Source organism: Sphingorhabdus sp., assembly GCF_046154385.1.
GTDB lineage: Bacteria > Pseudomonadota > Alphaproteobacteria > Sphingomonadales > Sphingomonadaceae > Sphingorhabdus_B.
Window position 1 is genome coordinate 69,350 of the sequence record NZ_JBJXFW010000048.1, and the last position, 25,567, is coordinate 94,916.

The window sequence follows — 25,567 nt, forward strand, 5'->3', positions numbered from 1 at the left end:
GTCGGAAGCCTCAAGCTGTCGATTGCAGATTTTTAGCATTTATTTGCCGCGTGTTTCCACCTATTTGCGTTGCAATCCGCTAGACATAAGTTGCAAATAACAACATAATTCCACGAGGACAGTTTTTCCCGATATGACCGAAGATGAAATTTTATCAGAATTCCGTAACGTCGAAGCATTGCTAGAGGGGCATTTTTTGCTCTCGTCGGGTCGGCACAGCGCGCATTATTTGCAATGCGCGCGATTGCTGATGAACCCCGATCGTGCTTCGCGTATTGCACTGGCGATTGCCCAAAAAATACCGCGCGAGATCAGAAATGAAATCAAGGCGGTGATTTCACCAGCCATGGGCGGAATCATCATCGGGCATGAAATGGGCCGTGCTTTGGGCGTTGACGCCATGTTCGTCGAACGGCCCGATGGTGTCTTCAGCCTGCGGCGCGGTTTTTCGATTGAACCGGGCACCAAAATTCTGATGATGGAAGATGTCGTGACAACCGGCCTGTCTTCAAAAGAGGCGATAAGAGCTATTGAAGAGGCAGGCGGTGTGGTCATCGCCGCTGGCGCGGTTGTTGACCGTTCGGCAGGAACTGCTGAAATCGGCGTTCCCTTCTTTCCACTTATCGAGTTGAGTTTCCCAACCTATGCCCCGGAAGATATTCCTGCCGAACTTGCGGCAATAGCTGCGATCAAGCCGGGAAGCCGGGTCGCGGAATGACCACGCGGCTTCGCCTTGGGGTCAACATCGATCATGTCGCGACCATCCGTAACGCACGCGGTGGCGATCATCCGGACCCTGTCCGCGCTGCCGAAATAATCGCCCATGTCGGAGGCGACGGCATTACGGCCCATTTGCGTGAAGACAGGCGCCATATTCGCGATGCGGATATCGAACGGATTATGGCGGCAACCAATCTTCCGCTAAACCTTGAAATGGCCGCAACCGAAGAAATGCTGGCAATCGCGCTTCGCCACCGGCCGCATGCCGCCTGTATCGTCCCTGAAAAACGCAAAGAGCGGACGACAGAAGGTGGGTTGGATGCCGCAGGTTTGCACAACCAGCTTGCCCCGATTGTTTCCCAATTGGCAGATGCAAATATCAGGGTGAGCCTGTTTATCGAACCAGATGCGCGTCAAATTGAAGCCGCCATCCGGCTCAAGGCGCCTGTCGTCGAATTTCATACCGGCAAATACGCCCATCTTTTGCTCGACGGCGACCATGAAGGTGCCGAAACGGAGCTTCGTCGCATTTCGGATGCAGCTGCGCTGGCGGCCAAAAACGGAATAGAACCGCATGCCGGTCACGGCCTGACGTTTGATAATGTCCAGCCGGTAGCTGCGATCCCGCAGATCGCAGAATTAAATATCGGCCATTATCTGATCGGTGAAGCCATTTTCATCGGGCTTGAGGAAAGTGTGCGTAAAATGCGCATGTTGATGGATATGGCGCGTTGATTATCGGTCTTGGTTCTGACTTGTGCAATATCGATCGTATTGCGAAATCGCTGGAGCGGTTCGGCGAACGGTTCGAAAACCGCGTGTTCACCGAAAAAGAACGCGCCAAAGCTGCGAAGCGCCCATTCACCCGCGCCGGCACTTATGCCAAACGCTTTGCCGCCAAAGAAGCCTTCAGCAAGGCCGTCGGCACAGGGTTCAAACGTGGCGTCTTCATGAAGGATATCGGGGTTGTGAATGCTCCCTCGGGTGCCCCCGGCTTGGCTCTGACAGGCGGTGCAAAAGCGCGGCTCGACGCGATGATTCCTTCGGGCTATGAAGCGCATATTCATCTAACGCTCACCGACGATCATCCATGGGCGCAGGCATTTGTAATTATTGAGGCGCTTCCAGCACAAAAGATATGACAAGTTTGACCACGGAAAACAGCAACCCTTCCCCTCCACCGGCAGAAGCGCCGGAAAAACGCAGTTGGGCGGCGTCGGCTTGGGCCGAAATCAAGGGCATGTTTTGGCTTTTGTTGGCAGTGCTCGCGTTTCACAGCTTTATCGCCAAGCCATTTTACATTCCTTCCATCTCGATGATGCCCACATTGCTGGTGGGCGACCGACTATTTGTGTCGAAATATCCCTATGGCTGGAGCCATGTTTCACCAACCATTCCGAATCCGGTGGCGATCTATCGCTGGCTGGTGCTGCGCGAAGAAGTTGAGGCGCTTGCCGTGCCGTTACCCGAAAGCGAAACGCGGGTGTGGGGGAAATTACCGGAACGTGGTGACATCGTAATTCTCACGCCAAAAGGCAAATACCAGGATTGGATCAAGCGCGTTATCGGACTGCCCGGCGATGTGATCGAACTGCGCGAGGGGCAGATATTTCTGAACGGCAAACCGGTAAAGCAAGAAACACAGCCCAATCTGATACTTTCGGTCGATGCAAACAGCCCCTGCAATGACTATGACTTTCCGGGCGCTTTGAACCGCGACGCGGATGGCAAATTGACGTGCCATCTCCCCATCATCCGTGAAACCCTGCCGAATGGCGTGCAATATGACACCATCGACGCTCGCCGGCGTGACACAGACGACATGGAACCCGTCAAAATTCCGGCGGGTCATGTTTTCCTGATGGGGGATAACCGCGACAATAGCTCAGACAGCCGCGTCGCCTCCGAACTGGGTGGCTTGGGTGGACCGGTATCGTGGGACCGCTTGGGTGGAAGGGCCGAAATCATTACCTTCTCGGTCGACGGCAGCACGGGATTAAACCCTGCAACATGGTTCAGTTCGTTGCGCGGTGATCGTGCAGGTACCAGTCTGCGGCCCAAAAAGATGAGCGCGCCCAAAGGGAAGAGCGAATGAATGATGTCGCGGCCGCGAAGCCCCGTAAGGCGCGTGTTTCCCGGAAACAGGCTGAACCAGTTGCGGATATATTTCGTGAAGAGGTAGGACCAACCGAGTTTTACGATCCCATCATCCGCAGCGAACTGAAAAAAGCAGCGGTCTGGATCGGCATGGCAACATTTGTGGTGGCGCTGATCTGGCTGGCGCAGCCGATATTGCTGATTATCGGAGGACTTGTGCTGGCCGCCATGTTCGACGGGGGCGCCCGCCTTTTGGGCAGAATCCTTCCCATTCCGCGTGGCTTTCGTTTGACGATTGTGGTGCTGGCAGTATTTGGCTTTATTTACTGGACCTTTGTCTTCACAGGTTCCGAGCTCGCCGCGCAGGCCGCCAGCTTGCAGGCGATCATCGAAGCGCAGGTCGAAACATTCGGCAACCAGATCGCCGCCTCTGGTTTCAACATCTCGGCCGATGATGTCAAAGGCTTCGGTTCGCAGATCCTGAATTCGGTCGGACGCGTTACAGCAGCCGTTTCTTCGGTCGTCGGTACGGTAACCAATATGGCGATGATGCTCGTTCTGGCTATCTTTATCGCCGCCGAACCGCGGATGTATGAACGCGGCGTTGCATGGATGCTGCCTTTGGCCGAACGAACCCATTTTTACGGCACTGCAGAAAAAATCGGCCATGTGCTCCGCCGTCTTATGGCCGGTCGCCTGCTCGGCATGGCGGTCGAAGGCTTTGGCACATGGATATTGCTCAGCCTTGGCGGCGTCCCTATGGCCGCTTTGCTGGGTATATTAACCGGCTTACTCGCATTCCTGCCCAACATTGGCGCGATTGTATCGGGCGCGCTTATCATTCTCGTCGGATTTTCTGCCGGAGTTGATGTTGGGCTATATGCAGTTTTTGTATATTTTGTTGTGCAGATGGTCGACGGATATCTGATCGTTCCCATGGTTGCGAAACGCGCCGTCGATTTGGCACCAGCACTCGTCCTAGGCGCGCAAATCCTGTTTGGTGCATTATTTGGCATATTGGGCCTCGCGCTCGCCGATCCTATCATCGCGATGATAAAAGTAGCGCTGGAGCGTCAGTCGGAACGGAACGAAGCGCGATCCCACAACACGGGTCCATGACGCACCAGAAATGTTGTTGATATTCTCCTTTCTCCTGGGCGTAGCCAATTTTGCGATGCACAAGGCTGTCATCGAATCCCGGCACCCATTTGTTGAAGATACCAAACGCTATTTCGGTCGATTTCTGGGGCCTTACGGAAGTTATGCGATCGAACTGGCCTTGTTGATTGGTGCGTTGTGGCTGGCCAATGAAGGCTCGGTGTTGGTAAGCTTATTCTATCTCGCTTATACTGGAATGAACGCCATTGCGACTTGGATGTTGCTCACGGGCAAGACCTAAACACCCTTTGTTATTGTACGCCGCTTGCCTATATGGCGCAAGTGCCGCCTTTAGAAACCCCAATTGATAGCCGTGTCGATTTTGCCGTAATGCGGCGCTTTTTGCCATATCTGTGGCCAAAGGACCAATTCGGCCTTCGGGTCCGGATAGTTTGCGCGCTCCTGCTTGTTGTGCTGTCGAAGCTGATCCAGCTCAGCATGGCGTGGCTCTATGGGCAAGCGGTGGACCGGATGGTTCCGGGCATGGAAGGCGGTGTCGCCATCGCCATTGCACTTGTCGCGGCTTATGCCGGCGCGCGCTTTGGCGGTGTCCTGTTCGACAATTTGCGTAATGTCGTATTCGAACGGGTGGGGCAGGATGCAACCCGCCGTCTTGCAGAAAATGTCTTTGGCCATTTGCATAATTTGTCGATGCGGTTCCATATGAACAGGCGCACAGGTGCCGTGACCAAGGTCATAGAGCGCGGCACCAAGAGCATTGATATCATGCTCTATTTCCTGCTGTTCAATATCGCACCAACGGTGCTCGAACTGGTGTTGGTATCCGTCTATTTTCAGATCGAATTTGGTTGGAGCATCGTTGCCGCAACCTGGATCATGGTCGTCGCCTATATCAGCTTTACCGCCATTATTACCAATTGGCGCAACAAATTGCGCGAAGAAATGAATGAGCTGGATACCCAAACCGTCGCCAAATCGGTCGACAGCCTGCTCAATTATGAAACGGTAAAATATTTCAACGCCGAAAAGCGCGAAGCCACCCGTTACAACCAAGTCGTCAGCCAATGGTCGGACGCGGCTGTCAAATCTGAAAATTCGCTGGCAATTCTCAATGTCGGGCAATCATTGATCACCAACCTGATGATGGCAGGCGCAATGGGCTATGTCGTCTGGGGATGGTCACAGGGGCAGTTTACGACCGGCCATGTCGTGACCGTCAATACCTTATTGGCGCAGCTGTTCCGTCCGCTCGACATGCTGGGCATGGTGTATCGCACCATCCGCCAAGGCTTGACCGATATGGCGGCAATGTTCGATCTGATAGATACCGAACCCGAAATTGTCGACGTACCAGGCGCACCGGCGCTTGTTGTCAGAGGCGGCGCCCTCGCCTTCGAAAATGTGAAGTTCGGCTATGATGAAAACCGTGCGATCCTGAAAGGCATCAGCTTTGAAATTCCTCCGGGTGGGCGGCTTGCTGTTGTCGGACCTTCGGGTGCCGGTAAATCGACCATCGCGCGACTGATCTATCGATTTTACGATGTCACAGGTGGACGCATCTTGATTGATGGGCAAGATATCCGGCACATCGCGCAAAGTTCCTTGCGATCCCAAATCGGCATCGTGCCGCAGGACACGGTATTGTTCAACGATACCATCGGCTATAACATCGGTTATGGCCGCGAAGGTGCGGACCAGATGGCAATCGAGGACGCCGCGCGCGGTGCGGCAATCCACAATTTCATCACGTCCCTGCCCGAAGGTTATGACGCCAAGGTTGGCGAGCGCGGGTTGAAACTATCAGGTGGCGAAAAGCAACGGGTGGCCATTGCCCGAACGCTGCTGAAAAATCCGCCAATCCTGATTCTGGACGAAGCGACAAGCGCACTCGATAGCCGAACCGAAGCAGAGATCCAGTCGACGCTCGACCGGATCTCCGAACGCCGGACAACGATCATTATTGCCCACAGGCTATCAACCATCGTCGATGCAGACCGCATTCTGGTATTGGAGGCAGGCGAAGTCGCCGAGCAGGGAACCCATGCCGAGCTGTTGGCCAAGGAAGGTCTATACGCAGAAATGTGGTCCCGGCAGCAGAACGAAAGCGACGCACAAGCCTTTGAAGTGGAAGTAAACTAAGCGATAGCGGACACTTTATTTGTGTCGTGTCTGCGTTTCTGTACCGTTTCGGGACACTTTTCCTCTTTACAACCGCCTTTTGAAGGCATGCCCGCTAGGATCATGATAAATAATCAGCGAAAACATAAACTTAATACTCGGCTGAAGCGGGCGCCCCGTTCCATCACGACTTATGGTTAAGGACATTGTGCAATTTTCGCCCAAGTTTAGTGTTTGATGCGGGATTAGCGACCTAACTCAACAGGAACGCCCCGTTGATTTACAATTATTATGGTTCGAAGGGGAGATATTTATGAAAACTAGGAACTTTGTCGGCATTGGCATAGCCGCCGCAATGCTGATTGCGCCCATTGCTTCGTTTGCCGCAGACGTGCGTGATCCGGGTCGTTTGCCGCGTGCTGACAAAGCCCGCGACAAACCCGCTTCGCCGACCGCAACAGTGACGACCCAAACAACGATAAACGGTAACACGGCTCAGTCAGGTGATGTGCGGGACCCAGGTAGTGCCAAGGTGCCGGATAAGTCACGCGACGGCGTTCGTCGGCGGTAAATGTTTGAGAGCGCCGGCGGACCGCCGGCGCGTTCAAACGCGGAATCATTGGAATAGCGCATCGTTTGATTTTAACGGAAGCTAGACCAAGATGATTTTTTCCGTTCCAACTGGAATAATTGAAGTGGGGGCATTGGAGTGAGGCGCTTTGTCGTGCTTTGGGCCATTATATGGTGTTTTGTAGCATTTGCCGGGATAAATGCGGCAAATGCGTCAGAAAGTGTATTTTCACCCGATCACCCCAATTTGGAAGCCGACGAGCGAATTGTCGACGGCCTATTACTCACGCCTGTTCGGATAGATGTCAGCCTCGCAGGCTTCAGTTTGGAGGCGGATTCTTCCATTGTGCGCGAAATGCGCGGACCGAATGCGCTCACGCCGTCGGTTGCATTGTTGCCGGTGTCGACACTGAGCGAAGGCAAATCCGGTTCCCGCGCTGCTCGTGTGACAGACATACGCCTTACAGCGAGGCGCAGCTTTGCAATAAACCCGAAGCTATTTGTGGACACGCTCGTCCGAGCTGAATTTCCAACGGGCAATGTGCAGGCTGGACTGGGACGAGGGCGAACTGAATTCATGGCAGATCTTGGTGTTCGTGCAGAAATCGGAAAATTCAGCCTCTGGATGGGCGGCGCGAAGAAGGTAAACGTCAAAACGACATGGTCGCCTGGAAAAGATGTTAATGAAGCTTATGCTGGCGTGAATGTTCGGCTGAACTCATCCTCAGACGTTCGTGTAGATTTTGTGTCGACCCAAAAGCGGGCAACTTATCTAAAACGCGAACAATCCATCTCTACAGAATATAGTAAGGCAATTGGCAAAGGAAAAAGAGTCGCCATTTATGCGGGCCGCTACAGCGGTTCATGGGGTAAGGACATCAGTGCAGGTGCTACACTCCGTCTGTCATTTTAATAATCCTTTGATAAACGCAACCATGTTGCCGGTTTTGGGCAAATCATTGACAGCCTGAAGATCGGATTACTTTACAAGCCCAACATTGTTCCTTAAATGTTCCCCCGCGACCCAACTATCCACAGCGGAGTCGCGCATGGTTGAAGCACGGTCTATCCTGGAAGAGATATCGCGGTTAGAGCCTGGCGCAATGGCCACCGCCCCAAAACCACTCGAAGCCGCCGACATATTGCACCGTGTGTTCGGTTTCCCTGCCTTTCGCGGGGTGCAGGAAGATGTTGTCGGTCGCGTACTTGCCGGCCGGAACAGTCTGGCCGTCATGCCGACAGGCGCGGGAAAGTCGCTGTGTTACCAGTTGCCCGCGGTGATGATGGACGGGACAACGATTGTTATTTCTCCGTTGATCGCCCTGATGCATGACCAGATGCGGGCGGCCGATGCAGTCGGCATCAGGGCAGCGACGCTGACATCGGCGGACGATAATCGCGCTGAAACAATGGAGCGGTTCCGTGGTGGCCAGCTAGATCTGCTCTATGTCGCGCCCGAACGCGCCAATAGCTTTGAATTTCGCGGACTCCTGCGCGAAAGCAAGATCACGCTTTTTGCGATTGATGAGGCGCATTGCGTGTCCGAATGGGGGCATGATTTCCGTCCCGACTACCGACTACTGCGGCCGTTGATGGATGATTTTCTAAAAGTCCCCCGCCTCGCCCTGACCGCCACCGCCGATGCCCATACGCGTGCGGACATTGCCGAACAGCTTGGCATTGCGCCCGACGGGATCATCGTCTCCGGCTTTGACCGGCCCAATATTCGCTATGCCATGAACGGCGGAGGCAAAGGCGGGGTCGCGTCGCTGGTGCGTTCCCTGAACGGAGCGGGCATTGTCTATGCGCAAACGCGGGACCGGACCGAAAAGATCGCGGCACAGATTGCGGCGACCGGACGAACCGCACGTTTCTACCACGCTGGAATGGAGCCGCGCGTGCGGGCCAAGGCACAGGCGGATTTCGTCGCATCGGAGGATATGGTGATGGTCGCAACCGTCGCCTTTGGCATGGGCATCGACAAGCCCGACGTGCGCTTTGTCGTTCATGCAGGGCTGCCCAAATCCATCGAATCCTATTATCAGGAAAGCGGCAGGGCTGGGCGGGATGGCGACCCGGCGGTTGCACATATGCTGTGGTCGGCCAGCGATTTTACGCGCGCGCGCGAACGCTTGGCCGAGCTGCCCGAAGAGCGGCGCGATGCGGAGCGGGTGCGTATCGATGCACTGTCGCGCCTCGTCGAAACCTATGGCTGCCGTCGCGCGATCTTGCTGCGGCATTTTGGCGAATATCCGCCGGAGACCTGCGGCAATTGCGACAATTGTCTGGAGGCTCCCGCAGTTAAAGACGCTACCGAGTTGGCGCAAAAGCTTCTTTCGGCAGTCTTTCGTACCGGGCAGTTGTTCGGCGTCGGCCATCTCGAAAAGGTGTTGACCGGCAAAAGCGATGAGCGGGTGCTGAAATTTGCGCATGACCAATTGTCTGTGTTCGGCATTGTCGATGATCAAGAAGCAGGTTCGCTCAAGCCCTTGGCGCGTGCGCTTCAGGCCCGTGGAAGCCTCGTTGCCAATGAACATGGCGGGCTCAAGCTGGCGGGTGATGCGCGCCAGATCATGCGCGGCGAAAAAAAGGTCGAGATTGCACTGGTGCCGTCGGGTCGCAAGCGGCGCGAACGCGGTGGCGGCAACCCGCTCGGCGATCCCCTGTTTGACGCCCTGCGCGCGAAGCGACGCGAACTGGCAGACGCAGCGGGTGTGCCGCCCTATGTCATATTCCACGATTCCACGTTGCGCGACATGGCGATGCTGAAACCGCGAAACCTTGCCGATATGGCCCTGGTCAATGGGGTCGGCGCGCGCAAACTGGATGCTTATGGCAATGCCTTTCTGGATGTGGTGCGCCAGTTTCAGGGTGTCACATAATGCGCGCCGCTTGTGCTAAATGCGCGATTAAAATATGGGTCATGGCATGTTTAGAAAATTGACCGATAAAATCTATGTCGCCCCTCAAATCGGTAGCGCCAATGTTGCCGAGGCGGCAGAATTGGGCGTCACGCTTATTATCAACAACCGGCCGGAGGATGAGTCCGCCGATCAAACAGCCGGTGCCGACATCGAAGCCGCTGCCAAAGCGGCGGGACTTTCTTATATAGCCATCCCGGTGACGCACGCCGGATTTGCCGAATGGCAGGTCAAGGCCATGGCGGATGCACTCAATGCCGCAGACGGCAAGGTGCTGGCTTATTGCCGATCGGGCACCCGTTCGACACTTTTGTGGGCACTGGCCCGGGCATCGCGCGGCGATCATCCCGCGGTTTTGGCCGAACAGGCGGCCGACGCCGGCTATGACCTGTCGCCAATTATCGCCATGATGGACTTGGTCCGCGGGCGCGCATCATGACGCCTTTGATCGTCACCCTTTTAAAACTTGGCGGTTCCATTTTGGCGATCCTGTTTTTGGCATGGTTAACCCGCGCGCTCGGGCTGGGCGGTGATGTCCGTATCCGCAGCGAGGAACAGGCACGCGCCATCGCAGATGAAATCATTGGTGGATTTGATCCGGTCGGCATCGCCATCGATAGGGCTGGCATGGGTGCCTTGATGCGTGATGCCCAGGGTCGCCACCTTCTTATCCGTCGCCACGGCGCACATTTTGCCGGTCGATTGCTCGACAACCACAGTGAAACAAGGCTGGACCAGAATTTCCTGACCGTGGGAACCGGCGAGCGGACTTTTGGCCGCGTTACCTTGAACCTGGGTAAGGAGGCGCAATATTGGGCATCGGGCTTAAGGCATCTGAATATATGACCGAAAAACTGTTCAACCCCGTCGATTATGCGGTGCCTGCATTCATCCTGTTGATCATTTTGGAAATGCTGTGGGTGCGTCACTATGCCCCCGAAAAATATGAACCCCGCGATACACTGACGTCGCTCGCGCTGGGAACGGGCAGCACGGTGGCGGGTGCGCTGTTTGGCGGCACTATGCTCGCGATTGCCTATTGGGGATATGATTATCGCATCACAACCATCCCGTGGGTCTGGTGGGCATGGATAGCCTGCTTTGTTCTGGATGACTTTTTCTATTATGTCTTTCACAGATCCGCGCATCGCGTCCGCTGGTTCTGGGCGGCGCATGTCAACCATCACAGCAGCCAGCATTATAATCTGTCGACCGCGCTGCGGCAGACATGGACCGGCTTTTTCGCCTTCACATTCCTCTTTCGCCTACCCCTGGTCTTTATCGGATTCCATCCGGCGATGATCCTGTTTGTGGGGGCGATCAACCTGATCTACCAATTTTGGATTCACACCGAGGCCATCTACAAATTTCCGCGCTGGTTCGAATTCATCATGAACACCCCCAGCCATCACCGCGTCCACCACGCGACCAATCCGCGCTATCTGGACCGTAACTATGCCGGGGTTTTCATCATCTGGGACCGGATGTTCGGCACCTTTACCGAAGAGGTCGAAGGCGAGAAAATCCGCTTCGGCATCGTCAAGCAGCTCGGCACATTCAATCTACTGTGGTCGGTATTCCATGAATGGGTTGGCATCGCACGCGACATCTGGTCCGCACCGTGGAAGCACAAATTGTCTTACGCGTGGCGCCCGCCGGGTTGGAGCCACGACAACAGCCGGGATACATCGGATATGATTCGCCAGCGCTGGCTGGACCGGCAAACAGAGCAGCCTGCGGAATAGCGTTATTTACTCTCTTGCCAGTAGTTAATCGTCCGATTAAACCCTCTTGTGAAGAGGAAATGCTATGGACGAATTTGACATCATCGTGGTTGGCGGCGGATCGGCTGGTAGCGCAGCGGCGGGACGTCTGTCCGAAGGGGGTCGCTACACCGTCTGCCTGATCGAAGCCGGCGGGACCAATAACAATATGCTGGTCAAAACGCCGGGATTCATGCCCTTCATTCGCGGCGCGTCTAACTGGAAATATGAAACTGTACCTCAAAAGGGACTGAACGGACGCACCGGTTACCAACCGCGTGGCCGGGGCCTTGGCGGGTCCAGCGCCATCAACGCGATGGTCTATATTCGCGGACATAAATGGGACTATGACAATTGGGCCGAGCTCGGCTGTGACGGTTGGTCCTATGATGATGTTCTGCCCGTCTTTAAACGGTGCGAAGACAATGCCCGTGGCGCCAACCCCTTTCATGGCGCAGGCGGACCTCTGTCTGTCATGGACCAGCATTGGCCACAGGCGGGCAGCCTTGCCTTTGTAGAGGCGGCGGCCGAAATGCAGTTGCCGCGCAATTCCGACTTTAACGGCGCGAGCCAGGACGGCTTCGGCCTGTATCAGGTGACGCAGAAAGGCGGCGAGCGCTGGACCGCAGCCCGCGCATATGTGGAACCGGCGCGCGACCGGATGGAAATCATCACAGGCGCCCTTACTGAAAAGATCCTAGTCGAAAATGGTCGCGCCACCGGCGTCGTCATCGCGCAAGGCTGGGGCCGCAAGCGCACGGTCCGCGCGCGCGGCGCAGTGGTCATTTCGGCGGGTGCCTTTGGCAGTCCGCAGATATTGCAACTTTCGGGCATCGGCCCGGCGGCACATCTGCAACGCCTCGGCATTGACGTTGTCCACGACAAAGCTGCGGTCGGTGCGGATTTGCAGGACCATATCGATTATGTATCCAGTTTCGAAACCACGTCGAAAGAGGATTTCTTCGGCGACTCACTGAGCGGCACCGTCCGCATGGCGAAAGCCTTTTTCGAACACCGGCGCAAGCGGACCGGCATCCTGACCACCTGCTTTGCAGAAGCCGGCGGATTCTGGCGCTCCACACCCGAAGCGCCTGCTCCCGACATCCAATATCATTTTGTGCCTGCAATGCTCGAAGACCATGGGCGCACCAAGGTAAAAGGCCACGGCTATAGCTGCCACGCCTGTGTCCTTCGCCCCGAAAGCCGCGGGACGGTGCGCCTTGCCTCGCCCGATGCGCGCAAGGCACCATTGATCGATCCTGCGTTTCTGACCGACGAACGCGATATGGCAACCTTGCGCCGTGGTGTCCGCGAGATGCACCGCATATTCAGCGCGCCGTCACTTTCGGCCTATGGCGGCAAGGACAGGCACCCCGTCAATATCAATAATGATGCCGAACTCGATACCCTGATCCGCAGCCGCGCCGACACCGTTTACCACCCCGTCGGCACCTGCCGCATGGGCCCTGATGCCGATGCCGTAGTTGATCCACGGCTGAAATATCGGGGACTCGATGGTCTCTATGTTGCCGACGCCAGCATCATGCCGCGCCTGGTTTCGGGCAATACCAATGCGCCCAGCATCATGATCGGAGAGCGCACCGCCGAATTTATCCGTGCCGATTTGCAATAATCTTGCGGAAAGCCGCCCGCACCGCTAACTGCGGGCGCGCTATGGGCAACAACAGCACAGAATATTTCAGCACACGCGGAAATGCGGATATCCTGGATTTCGCAGGCGTCACTCTCACCGGCCTTGCGGGCGACGGCGGGCTCTATGTGCCAACGCACTGGCCACGTTTCACGCCGGAGCAGATTAAAGCCATGCGCGGGCTGGACTATGTGGCGCTCGCCGCGCGTGTCATGGCCCCGTTCACCCAAGGCGTCTTAAGCGAAGATGAACTGCAGGGCCTGTGCAAGGCCGCCTATGGGAGTTTCGCGCACAGCGCGATTGTCCCCCTGAAACAGCTTGATAGCCAGCATTTCCTGCTCGAACTTTTTCACGGCCCCACATTGGCGTTCAAGGATGTTGCGCTGCAGTTGCTGGGCCAATTGTTCGCACGATTCCTGTCGGGTACTGACAAGAAGCTGACGATTGTCGGGGCGACGTCGGGCGATACCGGCTCCGCGGCCATTGATGCCGTGGCCGGACGCGACCAGATCGAGATTTTCATGCTGCACCCGCACGACAGGGTATCGGATGTGCAACGGCGACAGATGACGACCATCCTTGCCCCCAATGTGCATAACATCGCCATTGAAGGCAGCTTTGACGATGCACAGGCCATGGTCAAACGCATGTTCGGTGACCGCGACGTCAACGGGCCGCTGACGTTATCGGCGGTTAACTCGATCAACTGGGCCCGGTTGATGGCGCAAGTGGTCTATTATTTCGCCGCCGCCTTACGCCTCGGTTCGCCCGACCGGACGGTTGCCTTCTCGGTTCCAACCGGAAACTTCGGGGACGTCTTTGCGGGCTATGTCGCTGCGCAAATGGGTTTGCCGATCGAACGGCTGATCGTTGCCACCAATGTAAACGACATATTGCACCGCGCCCTGGCCAACGGCGATTATTCGGTTTCGGGCGTCACGCCGACCGCCGCTCCTTCCATGGACATTCAGGTGTCGAGCAATTTCGAACGCCTGCTGTTCGATCTCGAAGGCCGCAATGGCGCTGCCACATTGGCCCGTATGAAGGCGTTTGAAGCCAGCGGCCATATGCAGATCGGTCCCGAAATGCGGGCTGGAGCGGATATTTTCGTCAGCGCACGGGCCGATGCGGATGATATGGCGCTGGCAATGCGCTGGGCTTATGAACATTGCGGGGAAGTGCTCGATCCGCATACCGGTATCGCGTTGCACGCCGCCCGTGCTGGATCCATTCCCGCCGAGGTACCTGTGGTAACTCTCGCCACCGCGCATCCCGCCAAGTTCCGCAATGCGGTAGAACGCGCCACCGGTATCCGCCCCACTTTGCCCCAGCGTCTCGTCAATCTGTTCGAGCGCGAAGAGTGGTTTGACATTTTGCCGGGCGAATATGACGCGGTTCGCGACTATGTTTTGGCCAGAGCCGTCAGATAATCTTTAGCCAGAACGACATATAGACTCCCCATGGAACCGCATTTCGTAACGCTGATCAGTGAACCGCGCAGCGATTATACCCTGATCGACAGCGGTAGCGGCCGGAAATATGAAAGCTATGGCGACCGCCGCTTCATCCGTCCGGAACCACAGGCCATGTGGGGCCCAGCGATGGAGGACTGGAATGCGGACGCCGAATTTGTACCCGGCTCCGACGAAGATGGCGGCGGACGTTGGTATAATAACCGCCCTGTTCCCATGGACGGCTGGCCGCTCGTGTGGAATGACGAAGTCACCTTCAACGCACAATGCACGCCCTTTCGGCACCTTGGGTTCTTCCCCGATATGGACCCTGTGTGGCGCTGGATGCGGGGCGAGATTGCTGGCGTTGCGGATCCGGTGGCGATGAATCTGTTCGGCTATACTGGTGTCGGAACATTGGCATTATCCGCCGCAGGTGCCCAAATGGTGCATGTCGATGCATCGAAGAAGTCCGTCGCGCAAGCCCGCGCCAATGCGGAAATGTCGGGTATGAGCGATCGTCCGATCCGCTGGATTGTCGATGATGCAGCAAAGTTCGTGGCACGCGAGGTCCGGCGGGAAAAGCGTTATGATGGCATATTGCTGGACCCGCCCAAATATGGACGCGGACCCGAAGGAGAAGTCTGGCGGCTTGAGGAAGATTTGCCCGGCCTCATCGCCAATTGCCGCAAACTGCTCGACCACAATTCGCGATTCCTGTTCCTGACGGTCTACGCGGTACGCATGTCGGCGTTGGCACTGGGCGGTTTGTTGAATTCCCATTACGCGGATTTGGGTGGCAAGGTCGAATTCGGGGAACTCGCTGTCCGGGAACAGGCCCGCGGCCTGTTGCTGCCCACTGCAATATTCGCGCGCTGGTCGCAATAAGGAGCATTATGGCCGACTCCCTCATTCTTGAAGTGCATGATCTTGTCGTCAATGTCCTGACAGGCATTTACAGTCAGGAAACGCATTTGCCGCAGCCGCTGAAAATCTCGATCAGCGCGACGCTCGATATTGCAGATCGCTACACAGCGGATACACCACTTGATGCGTCCAAAAACTATATGACGTTGAAGGAGTCGGCGACGCACCTTCCCGAAGGTGTCCATTTCACCTTGATCGAGGCCGTGGCCGATCACATCATCGAAAAACTGTTCGATGATGACGCGCGCATCAGCCATATCAGCGTCAAAATCGTGAAGCTGGCGATTGCCGAAGACGGTGAAGCCATCGGTATTACCATGGCACGGAGCCGCAAGTGACAACACCGGCGGCGCTCGCACTGGTCACGGGCGGCAAGCGCCGCTTGGGCGCGGAAATTGCCAAAACACTGGCGAAGGCGGGCTATGCCCTTGCGCTTGTCAGCCATGTCGACAAGGCACCTGATGCCGACTTGCAATTGGTTCTTGGGGAACAGGGCAGTGACTGGAAGGCATTCACCTGCGATCTTTCGGATCCTGCAAATGCGGCGACGCTGATAACCGACGTTGCATCGCATTTTGGCCGCCCCGTAGACCTGCTGGTCAACAACGCGGCCATGTTCGGGCAGGACGATTGGCGCGCGATGGATATTCATACCCTTGAAGCCCATTTCCGGCTGAACTTATTTACGCCCTTGCTGCTGGCCAAGGAAATTGTTCAGGCCGCCAAGGGCGTCAGGCGGCCTGCCGTCGTCCACGTCCTCGACCAGCGCATCGCAAACCCGCATTGCGACCAAGTCAGCTATACATTGTCCAAACAGGCCCTGGCCGCATCCGTGCGAACAATGGCAACATCTTTTGGATCATTGGCGCGCGTGAACGGTGTAGCCCCCGGCCTTGTAATTGCGACCGAAGACTATGATGCCGGACTGCAGGCGCGTCTTGCCGACATCATGCCGCTTGGAAAACTGCCATCTCCGTCAGCTGTCGCCGAAGCGGTACTTTATCTTGCACAAGCAACAGATGTGACCGGACAGACCATATTCGTCGACGGTGGCGCCCATTTGAAAAGTTTTGACCGCGATTTCATGCATCTTTGAAAATATGCTTTGGCCGGGTTCGGAACCTAACGCACCCGCCATATTTTGATACCCTGACCCATATCGCCGACAGGTTCAAGCCATGCCGGGACGTTACCCTTTGCGATTTGCGCCCATAATCCCGCCGGGTCTTTTCGGGCGTATAATTGCAATTCCGTTTCCGCAGGGCACAACGCCAGATAGCGAATAGCACGGGCTTTCATCAATTGGCGCGACATGTCGGGATTTGACCGGAATATCTGGATATGATCGCGCATAGCCGGTGCATTGCGGTGATGGCTGCTGGCCAGAATTTTATGCGGCGTTTGCGCCAAAATCATTGGCCCCATATCAAATGTTGTGAATAGAGTGCTTTTGGGAAGCGCGGAGAGCGCACGGACCGATATGGCTGATTGGCAGCTGTCGCCAGCTACCTTCGTTGATTTACTGCCCTGTACAGTAACTTCCGGCACCAACCGGACGAGAGACGAAACCGCTGCACCGGGAACCAGTAAAAGGAGGATCGTGACAACAAGTCCGATCCTTTGCCGTGCATGTTTCGCTTGACGATATTGACGAAAAAGCAACGCCACCAACGTTGCGGTCACGGGAATTGCAAAGGCGGTTGCAACAGAAATTGTTCGGATGACAAGGACCGACAAAAAGATTCCAACAAATAGAAAATAGCCAATCGTGGCAAGTTGCTGGCGCTTTGAACCGCCGAATCTTGCGTTCAATATTCCCCAGCTGATCGCACCAGCGAGGAGCCCGGCACCCAAGGTAACTATAACGCGCCAAGGCTGATGCCAGACGGGCAAGCCTTCGGTGACCCGGCTGTACCAATATTCGCGAACCACGGGGTCAAGCTCGCCAAAGGCCCCGCCTGTACATTGCGGCGCCATCGATAGCAGAAATATGAGCGCACCTGCACCCGCAATCCCGGCAAAAATCAGGCGGATATTCCTGTTTTCAAATTGGAAATGGATCGCGGGTAACATGACCGCAGCGGCACATGCGATTGCTGCCAAATGGGGAGGAGAAACTGTATCGCAATATGTTGCCGCGTAGAGTCCTGCAGATTGCGTCCCCAAAAACAACAGTGCTGAACAAAGCGAGAAGCTGATTATCGTCCAGAAAAGCCGTGTTCCTTCACGTGGATCCATGACCCACCTGATGCCGAGCAAGAGGAAAAAGGCTGCCGACATGGGCGCACCTTCCAGGGAAATATGGAGCCATATCGCCAGCGCAAACCCCAGAACCGTTCCTGCGCGGCGTATTTCAGTCCAGAAAATGGTCGTCAAAGCCAAAACTGCCATCGCCAATTGCCAGCCGTGATGGTCAATCCGCATGGGCCGCAATTGGATCAACAAAGCCCCTGATGACAATGTTATCAACGCGGCCGCGACCCCGGCCTCACGCGATGCGATATGGGTTGCGATACGCGAGATCATATAGGTTATCCAGCCCAGCAGCAGCAAAGGCACAGCCACGCCCGCCGCTATTTCAGCAAAATGTTGCCCAAATAGCGGACGTAAAATCAGGATGATAAGAGCAAGCGGTAATTCGATCAGCCGCGACCAATGCATCGGCGCACCTTCGGGCGGGTTCATGCGATATTGCGTGGTATCAAACCAACTTTGTCCATTCAGGAAATCGCGCAATTGGACCAACCGCAGCGCATCATCCGGATCCCATCCGGCCAAAGTTTCGATATTCGGCCAGCCCGTCCAGACAAGGGCCGCGCTCACCAGCAGCCACAATGAAAACAGCAGCCCGAACGGCACCGCTTCGCGACTTGTTTTTACCCCATAATTCATGTCACGCCCCCCGCCGGATCGACTTAGCGCGGCGCAACGCCTTTGTCTGCTTCATCTTTGCGGCGCAAATAGAGCCAAGGCACATGGCCCGGGTCGAATTGGGTGCGGTGATGCCGGTCAAAATATGGAGGCATATGATCACCGACGAGCAAAATGTCGGCATCGGGAAAATCCGCGCCCGCTATTTCGGATGCAAGTGCGGTCTGAATATCATGGTAAATTGCAAACTGACGGCATATCTGTGGAAACTCGGTCTTGAGTAGGACCGACACACGCTCACAATTGTCGACATTCAGGTTCAAACCGGATGGCACCGGAAGATGCGAATTTAGCGTAAGCCAGTACAGGAATGTAGGCTGTTTCGCTGCCTTAAGCTTTGCCGCGATTTGTTTGGGGATCTGCCGGTCACAGGCACCGGGAAATACGCCGCCGCATTTTTCCGCCCCTGCCTTCATCATGTCGGGGCCAAATTCCCGCTTGGCGAAGCCGATATTGGGATACCATTTTTCGCGTTTGAAAAAGGATGCCGTGAAGCTGTGCATCGCGAGCGTGTCATAGCCTTTGCGGCCCAAAGCTGCGGGGAGGCACTTTTCGTCTTTACGATCGAGAAGTTCGTAATAATCCCCCCAACGCCCGCACAATTCGCGGATTTCGCCCGCCGTGGTGCTGTTGTAATAAGGCGCTGTGCCGCGCTTGAATTCATAACGGGATTGAACCGCAGGATTATCCAACAATGGCGCAAAGAGCAGCTTAGACATATCGGGATTATCTTTGGGGACGCCCATAGCCTCGACAACAATCAGCACCAGATGCCTTTTGCCATTCGCACGGGCGGCAAAGCCACTGTCTCCCGTCGCGGAACCGAAAACGGCCCCTTCCGGCGCCGCGCGGAAATAATGTCCCCGCATATCTTGCCCCATCCACATATCGACAGCCGCAAGGGAAATCACCATGATAGCGGCACCGACGATGAGCATCGGCCGCGCAAAATTACTGTCACGGCGCAATAGCTTCCATGCCAATATCATCACGAACAATATGGCAATGGCCCCGGCTATATAGTCAACCGAATTGGCCGGTTTGATCTCTGCAAAAAATTGCAGGGAGTACAGCAACGACGACATATCGAGATTGAACAGTCCGCCCACGAATTTCAGCGACGAAAATGTCAAAATGCCAACGAACGACAAATACCGGACGATGAAAGGCATGCGTTTAACAACAAGACCGATCAAACCTGCATATACGATATCCATGTGACGCGGGGGGGCGCCTGAAAACCACATTGCGACAAAACCGATATTCGCAAGAAGCACCCAAATGAGCAGCCAGTTGCCGAATTTCTTCAATTCGTCATCAACCCGCCATGCGGGAGCGTGATTTACATTTGCTGTCAGTGTGGTCACCGGAATACACCCCACTTTCGCATCGCATACACTGTCACGAAGCTAAGCCCGATTGCCACAGCCTTCGATGCAATCGGGTCAAAGCCAAAACGCCCCAGCATTTCAACGGTAACAACTGTTATGCCCAGCCCGACCAGCGCCGAACCGGCGAACAACACCCTCTGGATCTGCAAAGCCGCTCCGTCACGGGTTTTGCCGGCAAAGACAATATTGGCACTGACCATCCAGTGAATGACAATACCGATGCAATATCCTGTCGCTGACGCCAGCGTAGGGTCAGTGGCGATTGCGACCAGTGCAGAAAACAGGGCGACATCAAAGGCCAGTGCGATGACGCTGGCGACCAGATAGCGCGTGATTGTAAACCGGTGCCACAGCACCAGTGCGGAGGTCACGGCACGATCCATCTTGATTAAGCAGCCCGGCCGATCTTGCGACCTTGGTCGTCGGATTGCGTACCTTTGGCAATCCGGCGCGGAACTTCGCGTTCGGATTCGAGCGCAGCTGCCTGATCTTCGCTGACCCTTGCAGAAATGGCCTGCTTGGAACCTTCATCGCCAGCTTCATGATATTCGGCGTCTTCGTTTACGTTCCAGATGTTATAAACGCGGGAACCGGCGACGATATTTTCAACCGTGAGCATGGCGGTCATCATCGCATGGTCCTGATTGTTATACCGATGCATACCATTGCGGCCGACCATATGCAGTGTCGGATAGAGCGATTCCAGTTCGGTCCGCATCACTTCGACATTGGCGGCATATTCATCGTCATAGACAGGATAGGCTTTTTCCTGACGAACAACTGCGCCGCCAACGACATCTTCGGCCTTGCACAGGCCAAGGATCGCCATTTCGCTTTTGGCCAACTCTATCAGATCGGCGTCGCTGGATGACCAAAGCCCGTCATTTTCAAAGCAAAAATATTCGAGGCCAACGCATGCAATCGAGGGATCAGGCACCATTTCGGGCGACCAGCTCCGGAAATTCTGTACGCGGCCAACTTGTACCTTGCTATCATGGATATAAATCCAGTTATCAGGAAACAAGTCATCCGATTTTATCATCAAGGCAACCGTCAGAAAATCTCGATAGCGCAGGTTCATCGCGGGCATCGAGCATTGCGGCAAAGGATGGATCCGTGCTGACAATTCACGCATCGGCGCGCTGCTTATGACATGTTTGGCAGCAATGACGGTCTCGTTACCGTCGGAAGCTGTGGCGGACAAACGCCAATTACCATTGCTATCCTGCGCCAGTTGTTTGAAGCGGTGGCCCATCAGCACATGATTGCCGTTGGCAACGACATAATCGCGTGCGGCATCCCACATCATGCCCGGTCCTAACCGGGGATAGCGGAATGTTTCCAGCAAGGTCTTGGTTTCCATGCCGTCATTGGGTTTTTTGTTAAATCCGAATGAACGTTTCAGGCCATCAAGCACGGCCGCGCCAAGGCTTAATCCCTTGATCCGCTGCGCCGCCCAATCGGCCGACATTTCGTCGCAGGGCATGCCCCATACTTTTTCCGTGTAGGTTTTGAAAAAGATGGAAAACAGCTTTTCGCCGAACTGGTTGATCGTCCAATCCTGAAAACTGCGGACATTTGTGTTAGGGTTTAGCTTAGCCTTGGCATAGCTGATCATGCACTGGGTCGAACGGATTATCCCGAGATTGAACAAAGCTTCGAACGCACGCAAAGGGTAGCTGTAGAACTTGCCTTCATAATAAATGCGGCTCATTCGCGGGCGTTGAATGAAGTCATTGGGCAGAATTTCATTCCAAAGATCGACAACCTCTTTCGATTTTGAAAAGAAGCGGTGACCGCCAATGTCAAAGCGGTAACCGTCAACCTCTACAGTGCGGCTGATACCGCCGACATAGCGTTCATCTTTTTCAATCACGGTAACGCTGTAACCCTTTTGGGTCAGCAAATAAGCCGCGGTCAATCCCGCCGGACCGGCGCCGATAATTGCAACGTCAACTGAGTTTGGGCCCTGAGCAATCACTTATAATCCCCCGTAGAAATCTATCGGGGAAATCTGTGAAGGAAATGCCCTAATAGATAGTTAACGAGTGGTTATTTGTAGCTCATGGATTTTCGAAAATTGCGGCAACGCAATATTATCTTGCTTCTTTCTGTTTATGCGCGCATAAGCCGCGTCGAACGCATAAGGCGAGCGGACAATTCCGCCGCAGTATTGGCAGCGTGAGGGCCTGGTTGAACCGGCTCCGCCAATCGAACAAGATGCGTAAAGCTTAGAGGCTTCCCATATCACGCAGGGTTGTTTCCAACGGGTCAGCATGTGCTGCTCCCGAACACCTGCTGTTGCGCCTGCATTCCCCTGTTCTAAGGGTGCGTGCTTTGGGCAGCGACGCCCAATTGAAAGTAAATTTATGTCTTTTTTCCAAGACCTGGGCCTTGCCCAACCTATTCTGAAAGCGCTTGAAGCCGCTGGATATGATACCCCCACGCCGATCCAGCAGCAATCGATCCCGCCGCTGCTTCAAGGCCGCGATCTGTGTGGTATCGCACAAACCGGTACCGGCAAGACAGCGGCGTTTGCGCTACCGTCGCTCCACCATTTTGCAACCAAGCCCAAGGCGCGCCAGCAATATAGCTGCCGCATGCTTGTGTTGTCGCCGACACGCGAACTGGCAGCGCAGATCGCCGACAGCTTCCGCACCTATGGCAAATTCCTTGGTCTCAAGATCGATTGTGTCTTTGGCGGAATGCCGATTTTCAGCCAGAAAAAGCGCCTTGCAGGCGGTGTTGATATCCTCGTTGCGACGCCGGGCCGTTTGATCGATCTGATCGAACAGCGCGCAATCACCCTGAAGGATGTCGAAATCTTCGTTCTCGACGAAGCCGACCAGATGATGGATCTTGGTTTCATTCACGCGCTCAAGCGGATTGACCAGCTGTTGCCGAAGCAGCGCCAGACGCTGTTTTTCTCGGCCACGATGCCAAAGGCCATTGCCGAGCTTGGCAACCGCTTCCTGAACAACCCTGTCCGAGTATCGGTTGCCCCCGCAGCCACCACGGCGGAACGCGTTGAACAGTTTGTAACCTTTGTCGAACAGCGCGAAAAGCAGACGCTGCTGACTCTGAAGCTGCAAAGCGAAGAGATTGACCGTGCACTGGTCTTTACGCGCACCAAACATGGTGCCGACCGGGTCGTACGCGGTCTTGCGGGTGCTGGCATACAGGCCGCTGCCATTCACGGCAACAAGAGCCAGGGCCAACGTACCGCGGCGCTTCAGGCATTTCGCGACGGCAAGATCAAGATTCTGGTTGCGACCGACATCGCCGCACGCGGTATCGATGTTCCCGGTGTCAGCCATGTGTTCAACTTCGAACTGCCCAATGTGCCGGAACAATATGTCCACCGCATCGGCCGGACCGCACGTGCGGGCCGCGAAGGCGTCGCGATGAGCTTCGTTGCTGGCGATGAGCGCGGCTATATGAAGGATATTGAGCGTTTGACCGGTGTGCGCGCGATGACCTTGGGCTTGCCCGAAGGCTTTCGCGCAGCCGTTGCGGCATTGCCGCCGCCCGTCGCCGACAAGAAACCACAGCAGTCACGTGGTGGCCGTGGTGGCGGACAACCCGGTGGTGGTCGTACCAACTATGCTGGCAAAAAGCTGGGTGGAAATAATGGCGGTATCGGACGCAATGGCGAAACCCGCCAGCGTACCCATGCCCCCCAAGGTGGCTGGCAACCGGCCATCGGTCCCAAGGATGGCAGTCGTGAAGGCGGTGCAGATGCCCGCCCGCGCAACGACAATGCCGGATCGGGTGACCGTCGTCCGACCGCCGATCGCGCATTTGCTGCCCGCAAGGAAAGCCGCCGCGATCCCGGTGCACCGGCACGCAATTATGGCCCGAAAAAATCCGGCCCGGGCAAATTCCGCGGTGCGGTGAAGCGCGCCGGCTAATTTCAGCTATATTCGATCAAGTCCCAATGATTGCCGTTTAGGTCTTCGAACACCGCCACCTTGCCATAGGCATGTGTGGCGGGTTCGCGAACAAATCGTATCCCTTGCTTGATCATGTCGACATAGTCTCGATCGAGATCGTCGGTCTCAAGAAATAGAAAAACGCGACCGCCTGACTGGTTTCCAATTGAAATCGCTTGTTCGTCGTTGCGTGCCTGCGCCAATAAAATAGTGGTATCATCCGGTCCCGAACCGGGTGGCGCAACTAAAACCCATCTCTTGCCTTGCTCGGCAAGTTGCTCATCAGCAACCAATTCGAAATTCAACACGTCTACAAAAAAGCGAATGGCCTCGTCATAGTCACGGACAATCAATGCCACATGCCGCAATCGCTGGCGCCTAGAGCTAGTGTCTGAAATGGCGCATTCCTGTAAAGACCATCGCCAGGCCAGCTTCGTCTGCGGCGGCAATCACTTCATCGTCGCGCATCGAACCGCCCGGCTGGATCACCGCTGTGGCCCCTGCTTCAGCCGCGGCAAGCAAGCCATCTGCAAAGGGGAAAAAGGCGTCCGATGCGACCGCAGAGCCAACGGTCCGTGGGCTTTCCCATCCATAGGTTTGCGCAGCTTCGCGCGCCTTGATGGCCGCAATCCGCGCACTGTCGCGCCGGTTCATCTGGCCTGCGCCAATGCCCGCGGTCGCACCATCCTTGGCATAGACAATCGCGTTGGATTTGACATGCTTGGCAACGGTCCAGGCAAAGCGGCAATCGGCCAGTTCCTGCGCCGTCGGGGTGCGCTTGGTCACCACCTTGAATTCGCTATCCGCGACATGGCCATTGTCCCGCGACTGGACCAGCAACCCACCGGTGATCGGCTTGATCGCTAGGCCTCCGCGTTTGGGATCGGGCAAATCGCCTGTCAGCAGAAGGCGCAGATTCTTTTTCTTCGCAAACACCGCCTTGGCCGCATCGTCGGCAAACGGGGCGGCAACAACTTCGGTGAAAATCTCGGTTATGGCCTCGGCTGTCGCGCCGTCCAGCGGACGGTTGACCGCCACAATCCCGCCAAAGGCCGACACGCTGTCGCATTCCAGTGCGGCACGATAGGCGTCAATCAGGGTGTCTCCGCTGGCAACGCCGCAGGGGTTGGCGTGCTTTACGATTACCACCGTCGGCGGACCATCGCGAAATTCGCTGACAAGTTCGAGCGCGGCATCGGCGTCGTTGTAATTATTATAGGACAGCTCTTTACCCTGCACCTGCTCGGCCTGCGCAATGCCGGAACCATGGGGGCCGACCGGCACATAAAGCGCGGCACGCTGATGCGGGTTTTCGCCATAGCGCAATTCTTCGATGCGGTTCCCGTTGACCGCCAACATATCGGGAAACAGCTGCTGCTGGTCGGCAAAGGCGAACCACTGGCTGATCATGCTGTCATAGGCAGCGGTCGCCGAATAGGCCTTGGCCGCGCATTTGCGGCGGAAATCATAGCTGGTCTTGCCGTTGCTTTCCTCAAGCTCGGCTACCAGATTGTCATAGTCGGCAGGGTCGGTGACGATGGTGACATAGGCGTGGTTCTTGGCCGCGCTGCGCACCATCGAAGGGCCGCCAATATCGATATTTTCGATAATCTCGTCGCGGCTTGCGCCCTTCATGACGGTTTGTGCAAAGGGGTAGAGGTTGACGACGACCAGATCGATCGCGCCGATGTCATGTTCTTTCATCGACGCCGCATGTTCCGGATTGTCGCGCACGGCCAGCAGGCCGCCATGCACCTTGGGGTGTAGCGTTTTGACCCGGCCGTCCATCATTTCCGGAAAGCCCGTCAACTCGCTGATATCCTTCACCGCCAGACCGGCTTCGCGCAGGGTCTTTGCCGTGCCGCCTGTCGACACCAGTTCGACATGCCGCGCCGCGAGGGCATGGCCCAATTCGACAAGGCCGGTTTTATCCGAAACCGACAAAAGGGCCCGTTTGATTACGACGTCTTCCATGT

25 protein-coding genes are annotated in these 25,567 nt (G+C 55.9%); 19 read left to right on the forward strand and 6 right to left on the reverse strand.

The window, feature by feature from the left end; all coding sequences use genetic code 11:
• Window positions 1-133 precede the first annotated feature (133 nt).
• From pyrE to ACKVOS_RS10420, 18 genes are all read left to right on the forward strand, one after another.
• Window positions 134-718, forward strand: a complete 585-nt coding sequence (gene pyrE, locus ACKVOS_RS10335; protein WP_409211933.1) for an orotate phosphoribosyltransferase — start codon at window positions 134-136, stop codon at window positions 716-718.
• Entirely contained in the window at window positions 715-1,455 is a 741-nt protein-coding gene (locus tag ACKVOS_RS10340; RefSeq protein WP_409211934.1) for a pyridoxine 5'-phosphate synthase, read from the forward strand. Before pyrE ends, ACKVOS_RS10340 begins: the two co-directional genes overlap by 4 nt.
• Window positions 1,452-1,862, forward strand: a complete 411-nt coding sequence (acpS, locus tag ACKVOS_RS10345; RefSeq protein ID WP_409211935.1) for a holo-ACP synthase — start codon at window positions 1,452-1,454, stop codon at window positions 1,860-1,862. Before ACKVOS_RS10340 ends, acpS begins: the two co-directional genes overlap by 4 nt.
• Complete coding sequence (gene lepB, locus ACKVOS_RS10350) at window positions 1,859-2,815, forward strand: signal peptidase I (RefSeq protein WP_409211936.1); 957 nt, start codon at window positions 1,859-1,861, stop codon at window positions 2,813-2,815. Before acpS ends, lepB begins: the two co-directional genes overlap by 4 nt.
• A complete protein-coding gene (locus tag ACKVOS_RS10355) occupies window positions 2,812-3,936 on the forward strand; it encodes an AI-2E family transporter (protein ID WP_409211937.1) in 1,125 nt (374 codons plus the stop codon). The genes lepB and ACKVOS_RS10355 overlap by 4 nt, the downstream gene beginning before the upstream one ends.
• A 55-nt stretch (window positions 3,937-3,991) precedes the next feature.
• Complete coding sequence (locus tag ACKVOS_RS10360) at window positions 3,992-4,216, forward strand: hypothetical protein (protein ID WP_409211938.1); 225 nt, start codon at window positions 3,992-3,994, stop codon at window positions 4,214-4,216.
• A 32-nt stretch (window positions 4,217-4,248) separates the two neighbouring features.
• Complete coding sequence (locus ACKVOS_RS10365; protein ID WP_409211939.1) at window positions 4,249-6,075, forward strand: ABCB family ABC transporter ATP-binding protein/permease; 1,827 nt, start codon at window positions 4,249-4,251, stop codon at window positions 6,073-6,075.
• A gap of 292 nt (window positions 6,076-6,367) precedes the next feature.
• Entirely contained in the window at window positions 6,368-6,625 is a 258-nt protein-coding gene (locus ACKVOS_RS10370) for a hypothetical protein (RefSeq protein ID WP_409211940.1), read from the forward strand.
• Between the two features lie 138 nt (window positions 6,626-6,763).
• Entirely contained in the window at window positions 6,764-7,537 is a 774-nt protein-coding gene (locus ACKVOS_RS10375) for a hypothetical protein (RefSeq protein ID WP_409211941.1), read from the forward strand.
• A 190-nt stretch (window positions 7,538-7,727) separates the two neighbouring features.
• Window positions 7,728-9,506: a DNA helicase RecQ gene (gene recQ, locus ACKVOS_RS10380; protein ID WP_409211995.1), complete on the forward strand. Its 1,779-nt coding sequence runs from the start codon at window positions 7,728-7,730 to the stop codon at window positions 9,504-9,506.
• Between the two features lie 46 nt (window positions 9,507-9,552).
• Window positions 9,553-9,984 carry a TIGR01244 family sulfur transferase gene (locus tag ACKVOS_RS10385; protein WP_409211942.1) on the forward strand — a complete coding sequence of 144 codons (432 nt, stop codon included), beginning with the start codon at window positions 9,553-9,555 and terminating at the stop codon, window positions 9,982-9,984.
• The gene (locus tag ACKVOS_RS10390) at window positions 9,981-10,391 is read left to right on the forward strand and encodes a hypothetical protein (RefSeq protein ID WP_409211943.1); all 411 of its coding nucleotides are present in this window, start codon (window positions 9,981-9,983) and stop codon (window positions 10,389-10,391) included. Before ACKVOS_RS10385 ends, ACKVOS_RS10390 begins: the two co-directional genes overlap by 4 nt.
• Window positions 10,388-11,290 carry a sterol desaturase family protein gene (locus ACKVOS_RS10395; protein WP_409211944.1) on the forward strand — a complete coding sequence of 301 codons (903 nt, stop codon included), beginning with the start codon at window positions 10,388-10,390 and terminating at the stop codon, window positions 11,288-11,290. The genes ACKVOS_RS10390 and ACKVOS_RS10395 overlap by 4 nt, the downstream gene beginning before the upstream one ends.
• Before the next feature lie 64 nt (window positions 11,291-11,354).
• Complete coding sequence (locus ACKVOS_RS10400; RefSeq protein ID WP_409211945.1) at window positions 11,355-12,941, forward strand: GMC family oxidoreductase; 1,587 nt, start codon at window positions 11,355-11,357, stop codon at window positions 12,939-12,941.
• Window positions 12,942-12,982: 41 nt separating this feature from the next.
• Window positions 12,983-14,389, forward strand: coding sequence for a threonine synthase (gene thrC, locus ACKVOS_RS10405; protein ID WP_409211946.1), 1,407 nt, complete (start codon window positions 12,983-12,985; stop codon window positions 14,387-14,389).
• Between the two features lie 30 nt (window positions 14,390-14,419).
• The gene (locus ACKVOS_RS10410) at window positions 14,420-15,298 is read left to right on the forward strand and encodes a class I SAM-dependent methyltransferase (RefSeq protein ID WP_409211947.1); all 879 of its coding nucleotides are present in this window, start codon (window positions 14,420-14,422) and stop codon (window positions 15,296-15,298) included.
• Window positions 15,299-15,306: 8 nt separating this feature from the next.
• Window positions 15,307-15,675: a dihydroneopterin aldolase gene (locus ACKVOS_RS10415; RefSeq protein WP_409211948.1), complete on the forward strand. Its 369-nt coding sequence runs from the start codon at window positions 15,307-15,309 to the stop codon at window positions 15,673-15,675.
• Complete coding sequence (locus ACKVOS_RS10420) at window positions 15,672-16,433, forward strand: SDR family oxidoreductase (protein ID WP_409211949.1); 762 nt, start codon at window positions 15,672-15,674, stop codon at window positions 16,431-16,433. The genes ACKVOS_RS10415 and ACKVOS_RS10420 overlap by 4 nt, the downstream gene beginning before the upstream one ends.
• Window positions 16,434-16,459: 26 nt before the next feature.
• On the opposite strand, the gene ACKVOS_RS10425 is transcribed toward ACKVOS_RS10420, so the two are convergent.
• Genes ACKVOS_RS10425 through ACKVOS_RS10440 form a run of 4 tightly spaced genes read right to left on the reverse strand, consistent with a single transcriptional unit; the run spans window position 16,460 to window position 21,640 of the window.
• The gene (locus tag ACKVOS_RS10425; RefSeq protein WP_409211950.1) at window positions 16,460-18,229 is read right to left on the reverse strand and encodes a hypothetical protein; all 1,770 of its coding nucleotides are present in this window, start codon (window positions 18,227-18,229) and stop codon (window positions 16,460-16,462) included.
• A gap of 23 nt (window positions 18,230-18,252) precedes the next feature.
• A complete protein-coding gene (locus ACKVOS_RS10430) occupies window positions 18,253-19,635 on the reverse strand; it encodes a sulfatase-like hydrolase/transferase (protein ID WP_409211951.1) in 1,383 nt (460 codons plus the stop codon).
• Complete coding sequence (locus ACKVOS_RS10435) at window positions 19,632-20,030, reverse strand: GtrA family protein (protein WP_409211952.1); 399 nt, start codon at window positions 20,028-20,030, stop codon at window positions 19,632-19,634. Before ACKVOS_RS10435 ends, ACKVOS_RS10430 begins: the two co-directional genes overlap by 4 nt.
• A 17-nt stretch (window positions 20,031-20,047) precedes the next feature.
• On the reverse strand, window positions 20,048-21,640 hold the full coding sequence (locus ACKVOS_RS10440) for an NAD(P)/FAD-dependent oxidoreductase (protein ID WP_409211953.1): 1,593 nt from the start codon (window positions 21,638-21,640) through the stop codon (window positions 20,048-20,050).
• 388 nt (window positions 21,641-22,028) lie between these two features.
• Here ACKVOS_RS10440 and ACKVOS_RS10445 point away from each other — a divergent pair, with 388 nt between their 5' ends.
• Complete coding sequence (locus ACKVOS_RS10445) at window positions 22,029-23,570, forward strand: DEAD/DEAH box helicase (RefSeq protein ID WP_409211954.1); 1,542 nt, start codon at window positions 22,029-22,031, stop codon at window positions 23,568-23,570.
• Window positions 23,571-23,572: 2 nt separating this feature from the next.
• On the opposite strand, the gene ACKVOS_RS10450 is transcribed toward ACKVOS_RS10445, so the two are convergent.
• Window positions 23,573-23,950 (reverse strand): VOC family protein, encoded by a 378-nt coding sequence (locus tag ACKVOS_RS10450; protein WP_409211955.1) that lies wholly within the window; start codon window positions 23,948-23,950, stop codon window positions 23,573-23,575.
• Between the two features lie 25 nt (window positions 23,951-23,975).
• The gene (gene purH / locus ACKVOS_RS10455; RefSeq protein ID WP_409211956.1) at window positions 23,976-25,565 is read right to left on the reverse strand and encodes a bifunctional phosphoribosylaminoimidazolecarboxamide formyltransferase/IMP cyclohydrolase; all 1,590 of its coding nucleotides are present in this window, start codon (window positions 25,563-25,565) and stop codon (window positions 23,976-23,978) included.
• Between the last annotated feature and the right edge of the window lie 2 nt (window positions 25,566-25,567).